Origin of the sequence: Mycolicibacterium setense, from assembly GCF_000805385.1 — a bacterium.
GTDB lineage: Bacteria > Actinomycetota > Actinomycetes > Mycobacteriales > Mycobacteriaceae > Mycobacterium > Mycobacterium setense.
On the sequence record NZ_JTJW01000006.1, the window covers coordinates 457,144 to 472,189 of the forward strand.

13 protein-coding genes are annotated in these 15,046 nt (G+C 65.8%); 12 read left to right on the plus strand and 1 reads right to left on the minus strand.

The features are described from left to right. Positions 1-42: 42 nt before the first annotated feature. The 8 genes from QQ25_RS12865 (at position 43) to QQ25_RS12900 (ending at position 9,930) form a co-directional block, all read left to right on the plus strand. On the plus strand, positions 43-1,248 hold the full coding sequence (locus tag QQ25_RS12865) for an MCE family protein (protein ID WP_409371011.1): 1,206 nt from the start codon (positions 43-45) through the stop codon (positions 1,246-1,248). Then, positions 1,245-2,270 carry an MCE family protein gene (locus tag QQ25_RS12870; protein ID WP_039379008.1) on the plus strand — a complete coding sequence of 342 codons (1,026 nt, stop codon included), beginning with the start codon at positions 1,245-1,247 and terminating at the stop codon, positions 2,268-2,270. The genes QQ25_RS12865 and QQ25_RS12870 overlap by 4 nt, the downstream gene beginning before the upstream one ends. Beyond that, positions 2,270-3,367 carry an MCE family protein gene (locus QQ25_RS12875; protein ID WP_039379890.1) on the plus strand — a complete coding sequence of 366 codons (1,098 nt, stop codon included), beginning with the start codon at positions 2,270-2,272 and terminating at the stop codon, positions 3,365-3,367. Before QQ25_RS12870 ends, QQ25_RS12875 begins: the two co-directional genes overlap by 1 nt. Beyond that, positions 3,364-4,803, plus strand: a complete 1,440-nt coding sequence (locus tag QQ25_RS12880) for an MCE family protein (RefSeq protein WP_039379009.1) — start codon at positions 3,364-3,366, stop codon at positions 4,801-4,803. The genes QQ25_RS12875 and QQ25_RS12880 overlap by 4 nt, the downstream gene beginning before the upstream one ends. Next, positions 4,803-6,041, plus strand: a complete 1,239-nt coding sequence (locus QQ25_RS12885) for an MCE family protein (RefSeq protein ID WP_052235796.1) — start codon at positions 4,803-4,805, stop codon at positions 6,039-6,041. The genes QQ25_RS12880 and QQ25_RS12885 overlap by 1 nt, the downstream gene beginning before the upstream one ends. Further along, complete coding sequence (locus QQ25_RS12890) at positions 6,042-7,616, plus strand: MCE family protein (RefSeq protein ID WP_039318900.1); 1,575 nt, start codon at positions 6,042-6,044, stop codon at positions 7,614-7,616. Continuing rightward, positions 7,613-8,125, plus strand: a complete 513-nt coding sequence (locus QQ25_RS12895; protein WP_039379010.1) for an Rv2253/PknI dimerization domain-containing protein — start codon at positions 7,613-7,615, stop codon at positions 8,123-8,125. The genes QQ25_RS12890 and QQ25_RS12895 overlap by 4 nt, the downstream gene beginning before the upstream one ends. Positions 8,126-8,283: 158 nt before the next feature. Continuing rightward, positions 8,284-9,930 carry a GMC family oxidoreductase gene (locus tag QQ25_RS12900; protein WP_039318906.1) on the plus strand — a complete coding sequence of 549 codons (1,647 nt, stop codon included), beginning with the start codon at positions 8,284-8,286 and terminating at the stop codon, positions 9,928-9,930. Positions 9,931-10,003: 73 nt separating this feature from the next. Here QQ25_RS12900 and QQ25_RS12905 read toward each other — a convergent pair whose 3' ends face one another. Further along, positions 10,004-11,125, minus strand: coding sequence for a spirocyclase AveC family protein (locus QQ25_RS12905; RefSeq protein ID WP_039318908.1), 1,122 nt, complete (start codon positions 11,123-11,125; stop codon positions 10,004-10,006). Positions 11,126-11,274: 149 nt separating this feature from the next. Between QQ25_RS12905 and QQ25_RS12910 the strand changes: the two genes are divergently transcribed. The 4 genes from QQ25_RS12910 to dprA all read left to right on the plus strand — a co-directional run bounded on the left by QQ25_RS12910 (position 11,275) and on the right by dprA (position 14,926). Next, positions 11,275-11,760, plus strand: a complete 486-nt coding sequence (locus QQ25_RS12910) for a MarR family winged helix-turn-helix transcriptional regulator (RefSeq protein WP_039318911.1) — start codon at positions 11,275-11,277, stop codon at positions 11,758-11,760. A gap of 145 nt (positions 11,761-11,905) precedes the next feature. After that, complete coding sequence (locus tag QQ25_RS12915) at positions 11,906-12,274, plus strand: YraN family protein (RefSeq protein ID WP_039318913.1); 369 nt, start codon at positions 11,906-11,908, stop codon at positions 12,272-12,274. A 1-nt stretch (position 12,275) separates the two neighbouring features. Next, positions 12,276-13,787, plus strand: coding sequence for a YifB family Mg chelatase-like AAA ATPase (locus QQ25_RS12920; protein ID WP_039379011.1), 1,512 nt, complete (start codon positions 12,276-12,278; stop codon positions 13,785-13,787). Further along, positions 13,784-14,926, plus strand: coding sequence for a DNA-processing protein DprA (gene dprA / locus QQ25_RS12925; RefSeq protein WP_039379012.1), 1,143 nt, complete (start codon positions 13,784-13,786; stop codon positions 14,924-14,926). Before QQ25_RS12920 ends, dprA begins: the two co-directional genes overlap by 4 nt. Positions 14,927-15,046 lie beyond the last annotated feature (120 nt).

Here is a 15,046-nt window from a genome sequence, read left to right on the forward strand (position 1 = left end):
GCAACGTTCGGCTTGGGGAGGATCGTGGGGCGACACAACGGTATTGGGCACAGCGGCACGCCCGCACCAGCACTGAGACCGCTTGCCGGGCTGTTCACAGTGATGGTGATCGGATTGATCGTTGCGCTGGTGGCCGTCCTCTTCCAGGGCGGATTGACCCCGACCGTGCCGGTGACGGTGCTCGCCTCGCGCGCCGGCCTGGTGATGAACCCAGACGCTAAAGTCCAGCTGCGGGGTGTGCAGGTCGGTACCGTCTCCTCGTTGGAAACGCTGCCCGACGGCAGGGCGGCGTTACACCTCGCGATGGATCCGGCCCAGCTGCCGTCCATTCCCGACAACGTGACCGTCGCCATCGCGTCGACCACCGTGTTCGGTGCCAAGTACGTTCAACTCCTCGATCCGGCAACTCCGTCGGCGCAGGCGCTGCATCCCGGGCAGGTCATCGACACCCGGCAGGTCACCGTCGAGATCAACACCGTGTTCGAACAACTGACCCAGGTGTTGTCCGCCATCGAGCCGGCGAAGCTGAACGAAACCCTCGGTGCCATCGCAGCGGCGATAAATGGTCGAGGCCGCGAGATCGGCCAGATGTTCGTCGATCTGGACGCCTACCTGGCCGCGCTCGAACCGAGTCTGCCCGCGCTGACTCACGTGCTTGCCGCCATGCCGACCGTCGCCGGCGCCTACGCCGACTCCGCGCCCGACCTGTCATCGGTGGCAGGACATGCCGGCAAGATCAGTCAGAGCATCGTCGACGAGCAGAACAACCTGGACACGCTGTTGCTGAGCGTGATCGGGCTGGCAGACATCGGAAATGAGGTGTTGTCGGACAACCGAGCTCCGCTGACCGAGGTGGTGCATCTGTTGGCACCCACCACCGACCTGACCAATGAATATCATCAGGCCCTGTACTGCCTGATGGGCGGATTCGTGCAAGGCGCCTATCTCAAGCAACCGCAGGTCCCCGGGGCGCTGGTGAACGCGGGCTTCACGATGGGGCGTGAACGTTACCGGTACCCAACCGATCTGCCCAAGGTGGCCGCGACAGGTGGGCCCCAGTGTGTCGCGGGGCTGCCGAACATACCCTTCGAAGCCAGACCGCCGTATGTGGTGGCCGATGTCGGCATCAACCCGTCCCGCTATGGCAACCAGGGGATCCTGCTCAATACCGATGCCCTCAAACAATGGTTGTTCGGACCGCTCGCCGGCCCGCCGCGCAACACCGCCCAGATTGGCCAACCGGGATGAGGGCCACCCGAGCACCCTTGTTCAAATTCGGCGCGTTCGCCGTGGTGATGGTCATGGTGACGGCACTGCTGTTCGCGATCTTCGGCCAGTACCGGCCGGGACCGGCCAACGGATATTCGGCGGTCTTCGCTGATGCCTCACGGCTCAAAGTGGGAGATTCCGTGCGGGTGGCCGGTATTCGGGTCGGCACCGTCAACAGCGTCGCCCTGCAACCGGACATGACCGTGCTGGTGGGATTCGACACCGACCGCGCCGCGGTGTTGACGTCCGGGACGAAGGCGGTCGTGCGCTACCTCAATCTGGTGGGGGACCGCTACCTCGAACTCGCCACCGGACCTGGAGAGGCCAGAATTCTCAAGGCGGGATCCCGGATTCCCGTCGAACGCACTGTGCCGGCGCTGGACCTCGACCTGTTGCTCGGTGGGTTGCGACCGGTCACCCAGGGGCTGAATCCGCGTGATGTCAACGCGTTGACCCAGTCACTGCTGCAGGTGCTGCAAGGCCAGAGCGGTGCCATGCAATCCCTGTTCTCGCACACTTCGTCCTTCACCAACGAGTTGGCGAACAACGATCAGGTGGTTCAACAGTTGATCGACAATCTCAACTCGGCGGTCGCCACACTCAGCGCCAACGGCGATCAATTCGGGGCAACGATCGACCGTCTGCACCAGTTCATCGGGCAGTTGGCATCCCATCGCGATCCGGTCGGTGAGGCGATAGAGGCGCTCGACAAGGGCACCGCGACACTTGCCGACCTGCTGACCCGGGCACGTCCCCCGCTGGCAGGCGCTGTCAACGAACTGAATCGGTTGGCCCCCAACATCGAAGCGCTCAATGACCACCTCGATGTCGGCCTGCAGAAGGCGCCCGGGAACTACCGCAAGCTCAAGCGACTGGGCGCGTACGGCAGCTTCTTCAACTACTACCTGTGCGGGATCTCTGTCCGAGTCACCGACCTACAAGGTCGGACGGCGGTATTCCCCTGGGTCCGGCAGGAAACGGGGAGGTGCTCGGACAACTGATGCTGAAATACCGTGGATCCCAACTCATCCGCCGTGGAATCGTCGGCGTCGTCCTGGTGGTGCTGGCCGTGGCGGTCGGGCTGCAACCCCAGCAATTGCTTGCCCGGGCCACACACCTGCACTACCAGGCACTGTTCGACCAGGCCGGCGGCCTGACCAAGGGAAACGATGTCACCATCTCTGGCATGAACGTCGGGTCCGTGTCCGATGTCGAGTTGCTCGACGGTCAGGCACTGGTCAGCTTCGCCGTGGAATCACGCATTCCGCTGGGCACCCAGACCCGTGCCCACATTCGTACCGGCTCGCTGCTGGGACAGCGGGTGCTCACCGTCGAACCCGTGGGGCCGGGCAGATTGCGACAGACCGACGTCGTCCCGTCCAGCCGAACCTCGTCTCCCTATTCGCTGACCGAAGCAGTCGGGGACCTCACCACCGATCTGGCCGGCACCGACACCGCCGCTCTCAATCAATCGCTGGATGCCCTGTCGACGACCATCGACGCAGTCGCTCCCGAGTTGGGGTCTACGTTCGACGGCGTGACGCGTCTGTCACGAGCGCTCAACGCCCGCAACCAGACTCTGGGCGAACTGTTCGAGAATGTCAGTGATGTGAGTGCCATCGTGTCGGCCCGCAGTCAGCAGGTGAACGCGCTGATCCTCAATGCCAACGATCTCCTGGATGTGCTGGTCCGGCAGCGGCGGGCGATCGTCGACCTGCTGGCGAACACCTCGGCGGTCGCTCAGCAGCTGTCGGGGATGGTGCACGAGAACCAGGCCAAACTCGCCCCGACCCTCGACAAGCTCAATGCGGTGACAGCCGTACTGCAGAAGAACCGCGACAACATCGCCAAGGCGATTCCCGGGCTGGCGCAGTACGAGCTGACCACCGGTGAACTGGTCGCCAGCGGGCCGTACTACCAGGCCATGATCGCCAACCTGGCAGTTCCGCAGATGCTGCAACCGTTCCTCGACTATGCGTTCGGCTTCCGCAGGGGCACCGACGCCGGACAGCCCCCGGACAATGCCGGTCCGCGGGCGGAATTCCCCATACCGCGCAACGGTATTCCACAGACGCCAGAAGGGTCCGGGCCGCCATGACCCACCACCGGGCAACCGCGCTTCTCGCGAGCGTGCTGATCACACTGATCGGTGCCGCCACGTTTCTGATCCAGCAGGGGATCCCACGGACGATCATCGCGTATTTCACGTCTGCGACGTCCATCTACCCCAAGGACGAGGTGCGGGTGGTGGGAGTAAAAGTCGGCACCATCAATGCGATTACACCGGAAGGTGGTCGCGTGAAGCTGGAACTGCGGGTTGACCCCGGTGTGCCGATTCCGGCCAATGCCAAGGCGGTCATCGTCGCGCCCAACCTGATATCGGCACGGTACGTCGAGCTCACCCCCGCCTATCGATCCGCGGACCCCGACGCCAACGGCCCCACGATGGCCGATGACGCAGTGATACCCATCGACCGCACCGCGGTACCGGTCGAGTGGGACGAGGTCAAGGATCAGCTCATGCGATTGGCCACCGAACTGGGGCCCAACAGCCAAGTTTCGACGCCGGCGATCGCGCGCTTCATCGAAACCACCGCCAATGCACTCGACGGCAACGGTCAGAAGTTGCGCAAGACCCTGTCCCAATTATCGGGCGTGGGTCGTGTCTTGGCCGAGGGCAGCGGAGACGTTGCCACCACGATCAAGAATCTGCAGACCCTCGTCACGGCCCTGCGTGACAGCGGCCCGCAAATCGTGGAGTTCCAAGGGCGGTTCGCGACCCTCACCAGCGTGCTCGACGACAACCGGTCGGATCTCGACGCCGCCTTGAAAAATCTCTCCTCGGCCATCGACGACGTCCGAGGATTCCTGACCGAGACCCGCGACCGCACCAGCGAACAGGTGCAACGGCTCAGCGAAGTGACCAGCAATCTCGCCGAGCATCGTAAGGATCTCGAACAACTGCTGCATGTCGCCGGCAACGCCATCGCCAACGGGTATGCCGATTACAACCCCGATACCGGCACGATTTTGGGCTCGGTGTCATTCAACAACTTCTCCAACCCACTCCAGTTCATCTGCGGGGCAATCGGTGCCGTCAAGAACACCACCTCGGCGGAGACCGCCAAGCTGTGCGCCCAGTATCTGGGGCCGGCGCTCGAGTCGTTGAATTTCAACAACGTGCCGTTCCCGGTCAACCCGATCCTCGCTCCCGCGCCGTCGAATGTCATCTACACCGACCCCAGCCTGGCGCCCGGCGGAACGCCGGCCCCGAGCGCACCCGAACCGGCCCCGGCGATTTCGGCGTTCACGGGCGCCGGCGGCGATGTGGTACCACCGCCGGGCTGGAATCAGCCCACCGCTCCTCCCGGCATACTCGGCCCGTTGCCGGCCGCACCGTCTCCGGCGATCTACCCGGGGGCGCCCGCACCCATCCCGCCGAGCACGGAGAACCTGCTGTTGCCACCGGACCACGCACCGGCACCAGCACCAGCACCGGCATCGGCACCGGGAGAAGGGATACCGCCATCGTGATGCGACGCCGCCTGTTTCACACTTTCCTCGTTCTTCCTGTCGTGGCGACTCTGAGCGGCTGCGCATTCGGCGGACTGAACTCGCTTGCGCTGCCGGGCACCGAGGGACGCGGGTCCGGCGCTACGGTGTATCACGTCGAGATCGCCAACGTCGGTACTCTGGAATCCAATTCACCGGTCATGGTGGACGACGTCGTGGTCGGCAGTGTCGGCAAGATGACCCTGCGGGGGCAGCATGCCGACGTCGAGGTGCACGTCAAGAAGGGCACTGTTGTCCCTTCGAATGTCGTTGCGACCATTGGTCAGACGAGCTTGCTGGGGTCGATGCATCTCGCGCTCGACCCGCCTCCCGGGCAACCGCCGCTCGGCCGCATGGAGGCCGGTGCCACCATCGGGCTCAACAAATCGTCGACCTATCCGTCGACCGAGCAAACCCTCGCGTCGTTGTCGGCGGTCGTCAACTCCGGCGGTCTGGGCCAGATCGGCGACATCATCCACAACTTCAACGCCGCATTCTCCGGTCGTGAGGACACGGTCCGTGACCTCCTCGCGAGGCTGGACACCTTCGTCGGCGTCCTCGATCAGCAGCGCGGCGACATGGTCGCCTCGATCCAGCAACTGAACCGGTTGACGGGCACCCTGGCCGGCCAGCGCGAAGTCATCGCACAGACGATGCGTGCCCTGCCACCGGCACTCGACGTGCTCATCGCCGAGGAACCCCGATTCGTCACCGCGCTGACGAAGCTGCGGGCCTTCAGTGAAACCGCGACCGGACTCGTCAACGACACACAGGACGATCTGGTACGCAATCTGCAGAATCTGGAACCCACGCTTCGCGCCCTGGCCGATGTCGGTCCCGGTCTCGTCGACGGGCTGATGTTCGCGACGGTGTTCCCGTACGGGCAGAACATCGTCGATCGAGGCCTCAAGGGTGATTATCTGAACCTGTTCGCCGTCGCGGACATCACCGTCCCGCGCCTGAAACGGACCGCCTTCCTCGGTACCCGATGGGGGATGCCCGGCGCCGAACTCGTCCCTGCACCAGGAGATCCCGGCTACGACTGGTACTACACCAAGAACCCGCTCGGGCTGCCGGTATCAGTGCCGCCCGGCGGCAGCGAGGTTCCGGCCCCGGCTCCACCCGTGGGTCCGCCGGTCATGCTTCCGGGGGGCCTGCCGCAGTCGGCGCCCCCACCGGCGACAACGCCGTTGCCGGTCGCAGGCGAGGGTGGGCGCTGAATGCTGACCCGATTCGTCCGCGTGCAACTGACGATCTTCGCCATCGCCTCACTCATCGGACTGGTTGCCATGGCCGTGGTCTACATGCGTGCGCCCACGATGCTGGGCATCGGCCGCATCACCGTCACCGTGGAACTGCCCGCCACCGGCGGTCTCTACCGATTCTCCAACGTCACCTACCGGGGTGTGCAGGTCGGCAAGGTGACCGGCATCGGGCTGCACGGTCGCGGCGCCAAAGCGACATTGTCGCTGGATAACTCACCGAAGATCCCGCAGGATCTGACGGCGCAGGTGCGTAGCGTCTCGGCGGTCGGCGAGCAGTACCTCGACCTTCTCCCGCGCACCGACGCTCCGCCCTATCTTCGAGACGGTTCGGTCATCGCGAGGGCCGACACCACCGTCCCCCAACAGGTCGGTCCACTGCTCGACCAGACCAGCGCACTGATCACGAGCATCCCCAAGGACAAGCTCGCCGCGCTGCTCGACGAGTCGTTCCAGGCGTTCAACGGTGCCGGTTACGATCTCGCCTCACTGATCGATTCATCGGCGAAACTGTCCGGGAGTCTCAACGGAGTGCGCGACCAAAACCGTGCTCTGGTGGAAGATGCTGTGCCCCTGATGGATTCACAGGTCGCCGGCGTCGACGACTTGCGCACCTGGGCTCATGCTCTGGCAGGAGTGACCGGCCAACTGGCCGATTCCGATCACGATGTGCGTTCGTTGTTGAGAAACGGACCCTCCACCGCCGACGAGGCGTCACGGCTGCTGCAGCAGCTCAAACCCACCCTTCCGGTGCTACTCGCCAACATGACATCGCTCGGCCAGGTGGCTCTCACCTACCGGCCGAGCCTCGAACAGATCCTGGTGTTGTTGCCGCCGTTCATGGCCAATCTCCTGTCGGAGGGTCCCGACCACAATCCGACCGGCTTGGGCCAGGGCGACTTCACCCTCACGGTCGGCGACCCACCGACGTGCACGGTGGGGTTTCTCCCGCCGAGCGCGTGGCGTTCACCTGAGGACACCACAGAGGTGGACACCCCCGACGGTATGTACTGCAAACTGCCGCAGGACTCTCCGTTGGCGGTACGGGGTGCTCGTAACTACCCGTGTATGGGCAAGCCCGGTAAGCGGGCACCGACCGTTGAGATCTGCGACAGCGACCAGCCGTTTCAGCCGCTTGCGATGCGCGAGCACATGCTGGGCCCCTATCCGCTGGACCCGAACCTGATCTCGCAGGGGATCCCGCCCGACGATCGCGTTGAGCGGGAACGACATCTCCAGGGCCCGATCGAAGGCACCCCGCCCGCAGCTCCGGTTCCGGGGGACGCCGAATCACCAGTGCCGCCAGGGCAATCCATGCCCGCGCCGCCACCCGCCGAACCAGGGGCCACCCCCGTTGCCCCGAGTGCCTACGGCGGGGCCGGCGAAACCGGGCCGTCTGTCGCATTCGCCCGCTATGACCCGGCAACCGGCCGCTACGTGGATCCTGACGGCCGGACCTTCACTCAGACCAACCTGGTGGCCTCTGCCAGGGCCGGGACATGGAAGGACCTCATCATGGCGGTACCCGCATGAGATCGATGACCGCGGTATTGACCTGTGCCGCAGCGGTCGTCGTCTCCCTCGCGTCGGCTCCGCAGGCCGGCGCGGCCTTCTGCGATCCCTTGCCGAATGGGCGCTTCACCGCGACTTCGGACGGCGTGTGGGCCAAGACCAACGATGTCTTTCACGATGAGACGACGGTGACGAGCACGTGGACCATCACCTCGTCATGCACCGGCGAGCCGCTTGATTGCGCCGGGCATGTCGTCAGCAGCCAGGGATGGGACGCCCCGATCCATTGTGAATCCGCCGGCCTCTGGAATGTGCGACGCCAACATGACAATTGGCAAGCCTGCGCCGACGGCACCGCGGTCCCCGGCCGTCAGCTGCTGTATTTCTCGGCCGACCTGACCGGTTCACCGAGCTTCTCCGCCGTGCGGACGTACTCCGGTTGGGATCGCACCGTCGGTGTCAGCGGTGGGTGTGGCGTCAATCAGCCCTTGGTCATCGAGCTGCCGTTCCGGTTGGAAGCGGCTGCATAGTGGTGGCCCGAGCGCCGCAGCCACTCATCGAAATCCCTCTGCCGCAACGGCGGTGAACGAGTTCGCACGCCCATCGACGCGGCAGTCGATGGCCACTGTGTTAGCGTCGGTAAATACTTCAGAATATGAAATAAGCCTGGTGTCAACGGAGGTCTGGGATGGGGCGAGCACGGGTGACCAAGGATTCGGCAGGCCTGGAGACGGCGGACTATGTCGTGGTGGGTTCGGGTAGCTCCGGCGCGATCGTGGCCAGAAGGTTGGCTGACACTGGCGCCACGGTCACATTGATCGAGTCGGGGCGCCGCCGCCGAGGCCCGCTGGTCACCGTTCCCGGCATGTGCGGGGCAATCCACGCGGCCACCGCCCTGCAGCGGTACGTCACCTGGCCGGCGTACAGCGTCCCGCAACGGCATATGAACGGCCGCAGGCTTCCTCAGTCGCACGGCCGCGTACTGGGTGGTGGCAGCGTGATCAACGGGATGGCGTTTGTCCGTGGGAACCGGCAGAACTACGACGACTGGGAGGCCGGCGGTGCCGCGGGCTGGGGGTTCGCCGATGTGCTGCCGTCCTTCCGCCGGTTGGAGAGTTTCGAGGATGGACCGAGCGAATTGCGCGGCGGTGACGGACCGATCGCGGTGGAACGGGCCACCGGCCTGGCGACGATCACCGAGCGCTACATGGTGGCGCTGGGGGAGACTGCCGGAGTCGGGCAGAACGACGACTACAACGGTGCGCAGCAGGCCGGGGTGGCGCCACTGCAGCAGAGCGTGGGCGGCGGCCGGAGGGCGGGCACCGATCGTGGTTATCTGGGGGATGCGCCGCCGAATCTGCGGGTGCTCACCGGGGTCACCGCAACACGGGTGATGGTGCGCAACGGCCGCGCCGTGGGGGTGGAGCTGGTCGCGGACCGTAACCGGCGCGGGATCGGTTGTGCGCGCGCGAGTCGCGAGGTGATCATCAGCGCGGGCGCGCTCGGTTCGCCACGCCTACTGATGCTCTCCGGCATCGGTCCCGCGGCGCACTTGCGCGAGCATGGCATCGAGGTGGCAGCCGACCTGCCGGTCGGTGACAATCTGCACGATCATCTGTTTGTTCCGATGTCCTACAAGGCAACTGGCGGACGGAGCGCATCACCGTCGAGTTTTGCCCGGGCGGCGGTTCGTGAATGTGTACGGCCACGCTCGACCTACTTGGCGCATACCTTGTTCGAGGCGGTGGCGTTCGTGGACAGCGGAACCGGAACGGGCACCGACGTTCCGGACTTGCAGATGTTCATCCTTCCGATGAGTTATCCGGCGAATCAGGATGCGCCGGGGCTGCACTTGGCGGCCGACTCGGCACCGTCGTTGACCCTGATGCCGACGATGATCTACCCGCAGAGCCGGGGCACCGTACGACTGGCCTCGACAGATCCGTTCACCGCTCCTCTCATCGATCCCAACTACCTGGCCGAGCCCCGCGATCTGGATACCCTGGTGGCGGGAATGGAATTGGTCAGACAGACGCTGGCGCACCCGGAAATCGCAGGGGTCGTCGGTCGCGAGGTATTGCCCGGTTCCGATCACAACGGCGCTGAGCTCGCGGAGTTCGTCCGGCGCAACGCCTCTGGTGTCTACCACCCCGTCGGCACCTGCCGGATGGGTACGGACGAACACGCGGTCGTCGACCCGGCGCTGCGGGTCCGGGGAGTATCGGGATTGCGCGTCGCCGATGCGTCGATCATGCCGAACATCGTCGGCGGCAACACGAATGCCGCGGCGATGATGATCGGAGAGCGCGCCGCCGAACTGATAACAGGTGGCTGAGCATCGCACGTTTGCGCCGGCCGGCAGCGCACGTGCGCTGCCGGCCGGCGTCAATGGCCAGGCGACCCTGAGGTCACCGAGGCTCGCAGCGGTCGGACTCCACGACGATTTCTACCGGGCGGCCTCCGGGTTGTCCGATCTGCCACGTGCTGGCCTTGCCTGCGGTGAACGGTCCTGGGGCGCCTTGCGATTCGTAGTATCCGCGCGGGTCCCAGGTCTTCGCCTGTGGGTAGGGCCACGGGCAGGCGACGCTGGACGCCGCGCCGGTCGCACGTACCAGCCAGAACGCCGAGCTGAAGCTGATCATCGCAATATTCAGGACGATCGCCATGACCAGGAAACTCGCCAACTTGGGGCGGCGCGCGGCGAAGGGTATTCGCAGGGCGATCTTGTCTGCCTGAGATCTTCCGTTGTCGTCGCGGTAGATCAGGACCGACGCCGGGATCATGATGATGGTGATGAGCACGCTGGCCATCAGCAGCGGGAACTGACTGTTCTTACCCACATCCATCGAGCCGAATTCGACCACATGCGTATAGGTGAGGAACTGGGTGCGGGTGAGCAGGATTTCCTGGGCCGCATCCCAAATGACGCCGATGACGAACGTCAGCACGGCGATGGAGATCAGCGGATGGCGCCAGACGAAGGCATCGGCGCCGCGGCGTCGTTGGACGGCCTGCAGGATCGGCATCGCCAGGAAGTAGGGGAGCAGGACGTAGGGTGCGTAGATGACCGAGGTCAGCGGTTCGATGACCGGAGAGATGTTGAGCCACGGCCATTCCCGGGGGAAGTGCCAGAGGTTCGGGTTGTAGACCAGGCCGATGGCCCAATTGTTGATCGGGTCCCACCAGAACAGCGTGGTGGAAGCCAGGATCATGAGGATCACCGGATGCCCGGGATTGCGTCTCCAGACCAGAACCGAGACGACGATGGTGACCACGAGCAGCAGAGCGCCCAGTATCTGTCCCCACAGGACGAAATCGATGGCCGGCCACAGGGGCTCTACCGGTGGCGGTTTGCCGATGCCGTCCGGGTTCACGTTCTCGGGGGAGGCGGCTCCGTGCTTTTCCGCGGTGAGCAGAACGAAGACCGCCAGTGCGGCGACGACAGCCCAACAGCCGAGGGCCTTCCAGGGCAATGTGGTGCGTGGGTTGTCGGCGACCTTCGACGGCTCGACACGAACTGATGGCTTCATGGCACTCCGCGCGCTGTTTTCTCCGCGCCTCTTAGGTGGCGCGTCAGGCGAATCTCACCCTGCGCCCGAGGGTAACGCATATTGTTCAGATTCTGAACTATTGTGTGGAAGCCGCTGGCAGAGCGGATGGCCGGGTATCCTGTGGCATCGTGACCGACACCATTGGGGCCGCCGACGACGGGGACATCATCGACTTCCTCGGCGCGGCCACCGATGTCCGGCGGATGATCTCGATGCTGACGTTGCCTGTGGCGCGCGAGTACGGCATTTCCGAACGCGCACTGGGCATCGTCTTTCTGGTGTACGCAGGGCTCGATCGGCCCGGCCTACTGATCGACTATCTCAACGTGCTGCCGAGCACCATCACCTCCGACATCGACAAACTGGTCGCCGCGGGCATGCTGCGACGTATGTCGTCGACCGATGACAGGCGGGTCACCAGGATCGAGGTGACGCCGCGAGGCCTTGCCGCGCAACAGGAGTCGTTGCGTCAGCTGCACGAGTTCTTCCGCGCCAAGGCTGCCGGCGTTGGCCTCGAAGAGCTTCAGGCGTGCATCGCCACGCTGCGCAAGCTGAGCGGGTTTGCGCAGTCGGCGGTTCCCAATCCACTGCGCAAGGCCGACGACTCCCGCTGAGCGGGTTCGCTGAGCGGTAGAGCCTCACGCTTCGGCCCGCCCGGGGGTCACGCTGGACAGCCCTGGCCTGTGGATGAAATCCGGGCTGGGGATAACCAGCCGTGACCGGGCCGGTTCTGTCAGACCTGCTCTGCACGGTGGGGTCATGAGTTCTTTGACACGGGCCGAGATCGGCGCACTGGGTGAACAACTGGCGTCCGAGTACCTGGCGGCACAGGGGCTGCGGACGTTGGCCCGGAACTGGCGGTGCCGCTACGGCGAGCTCGACGTGATCGCGGAGGAGGTGGCCACCAACACGGTGGTCTTCGTCGAGGTGAAGACCCGCACCGGGGAAGGCTTCGGCGGCCTGGCCGAGGCGGTCACGGCGCAAAAGCTGCGCCGCATCCGGCGATTGGCCGCGCTGTGGCTCGTCGAGCAGACGAGCCGGTACGCCGCGCTGCGCATCGATGTGATCCGGGTGCGCCTCGGCCACCGCCGGGAACCGGAGCTGACGCATATCAAAGGGGTGGGCTGAAATGGGTTTGGGTAGAGCATATTCGGTGGCCGTGCGGGCCGTGGACGGCGTCATCGTGGAGATCGAGGCAGACATCACCTCGGGGTTGCCCAGTGTGAACCTTGTGGGCCTGCCGGACACCGCACTGCAGGAATCACGAGATCGCGTACGGGCGGCGATCACCAACTGCGGCAACGAATGGCCGATGTCGCGCCTGACGTTGGCATTGTCGCCGGCCACGTTGCGCAAGGTCGGTTCGGTGTACGACCTCGCACTGGCGGCGGCGGTGCTCTCGGCGCACACCAAGACGGCCTGGGCACGGTTGGAGAAGTCGGTGCTGCTCGGTGAGCTCGCCCTCGACGGCCGGGTCCGTCCGGTGCACGGTGTGTTGCCCGCGGTACTGGCCGCCAAGCAGGAGGGCTGGCCCCTGGTGGTGGTACCGGTCGACAACCTGGCCGAAGCCAGCCTGGTCGACGGGATCGAGGTCTGCGGTGTGCGCACGCTGCGGCACCTGCAGGCCTGGCTCGACGGCAAAGCGGATCTGCAGGCCCGGGTAGCGGCGCCGGGATGCGCACCGGAGCCCGTGGCGGACCTCGCCGATGTGGTGGGGCAGGCTCAAGCCCGCTACGCCGTCGAGGTGGCCGCCGCGGGCGCCCACCACCTGTTGCTCACCGGACCGCCGGGCATCGGGAAAACAATGCTGGCGCAACGGCTTCCTGGGCTGTTGCCGTCGTTGTCGCCCGCTGAATCGCTCGAGGTGACCGCCATACATTCCGTGGCGGGATTGTTGGCGGGGGACACACCGCTGATCACCCGGCCACCGTTCGTGGCGCCGCATCACACTTCGAGCGTTGCGGCCCTGGTCGGCGGCGGAAGTGGGTTCGCTCGTCCCGGAGCGGTCAGTCGGGCCCACCGCGGCGTCTTGTTTCTCGACGAGTTCGCCGAAATGGGTTCAAGCGCCCTGGAAGCGCTGCGAACTCCGTTGGAGGACGGCGAGATCCGGTTGGCGCGCCGTGACGGGGTGGCATGTTATCCGGCACGGTTCCAACTGGTTCTGGCGGCGAACCCGTGCCCGTGCGCCCCACCCAATTCGGCCGACTGCGTCTGTTCGGCCCAGGCCAAGCTGCGGTATCGCGGCAAGTTGTCTGGGCCGCTGGTGGACCGCGTCGACTTGCGGGTGGAGCTGTATCCGGTGACCGCGGGGGCGTTCATGCCGCAGTCGGGCGAGTCCAGTGCGGTGGTGCGTGAGCGTGTCGCCGCGGCGCGCCTCGCCGCCCAGGAACGGTGGAAACCCTATGGGATCGGTACCAATGCCGAAGTCAGCGGCCCGTTGCTGCGGCGCGAATTCCGATTGCCGAAATCCGCGATGGAGCCGTTGCGGTCGGTGCTCGACCGTGGCGTGATCAGCATGCGCGGTGCCGACCGGTGTTTGAGAGTCGCATGGACCCTGGCGGACCTGGCGGGGCGCAACATGCCCACCCAGGACGATGTCGCCACAGCATTGAGCTTCCGCTGGGCCGGGGGTATGTCATGACCGACGACGTGCGGCGGGCATGGGCCTATCTGTCGCGGGTGGCCGAGTCGCCGTGTCCGGAGCTGACGGCCTTGGTCGAGCGGGTGGGTCCGGTAGACGCGGCCGGCCGCGTCAAGGCCGGCGATGTCGATCGCGAGCTGCTGCGCCGGGTCGAGGCGCGGCGGGAATTCGATTGTGCGGCCGATGATCTGGTCGTGCTCGACAGAATGGGCGGGCGGTTGATCACGCCGGACGACGATGAGTGGCCGCTGCTGCGATTCCGGGCATTCTGCGGTAGTGAGGTGACCAAGCGCTCGAACGGTCATCCGCCGCTGGTGTTGTGGGCGGTCGGGCCCGCGCGCCTGGATGAGGTCACCGAGCGCGCTGCGGCCATCGTCGGCACCCGTGCGGCCACGGCCTACGGCGAGCACGTGGCTGCCGAGTTGTCCGCCGGACTGGTCGAACGGAATGTGACGGTGGTGTCCGGCGGGGCCTATGGCATCGACGGCGCAGCGCATCGTGCCGCGCTGGCCTGTGAAGGGATGACGATCGCGATAGTGGCCGGCGGCATCGACAAACCGTACCCGGCCGGGCACAGTGCACTGTTCCACCGGATCCGCCAGGAATGCCTGCTGGTCAGCGAGTATCCGCCGGGGACAGCGCCGGGCCGGCTTCGATTCCTGACCCGCAACCGGCTGGTGGCGGCCCTGTCCGGGGCGACGGTGGTGGTGGAGGCGGGGCTGCGCAGCGGCGCGGCCAGTACCGCGTCGTGGGCCCGAGTGCTGGGCCGCTCGGTGTGCGCAGTGCCGGGACCGGTGACCTCGGCCGCATCGGCCGGTTGTCATGCGCTCCTGCGGGAGCGCGCCGTCCTGGTGGACCGGGCCGAGCAGATCGTCGAAATCGTCGGCCGGATAGGGGAACTGGCCCCGCAAGAGGCACATCCGTCCGGGCCGCTGGATGGGCTCACACCGGCCGAGAAGCAGGTCTATGACGCACTGCCGGCGCGCGGTGCGCACACGGTCGACGACATCGCGATGCTCGCCGCTCTCGCCCCGCACCAGGTACTCGGGCCGTTGACGCTGCTGGAGTTCGCCGGGTTGGTCGAAAGTGTCGACGGATGCTGGCGGATCGTGCGTCGGCGTCGGCGGGTGCGGGCATAAATAACGCATGCGTAGACGTCGATGGATCGGCGCCGATTTGCTGCAACGGGTGCCGACCCGGTGTTAATTTGCCTTCATCGAGTGAGCTCACAACCCAGGCGTACTGCCATTACGCCGGCC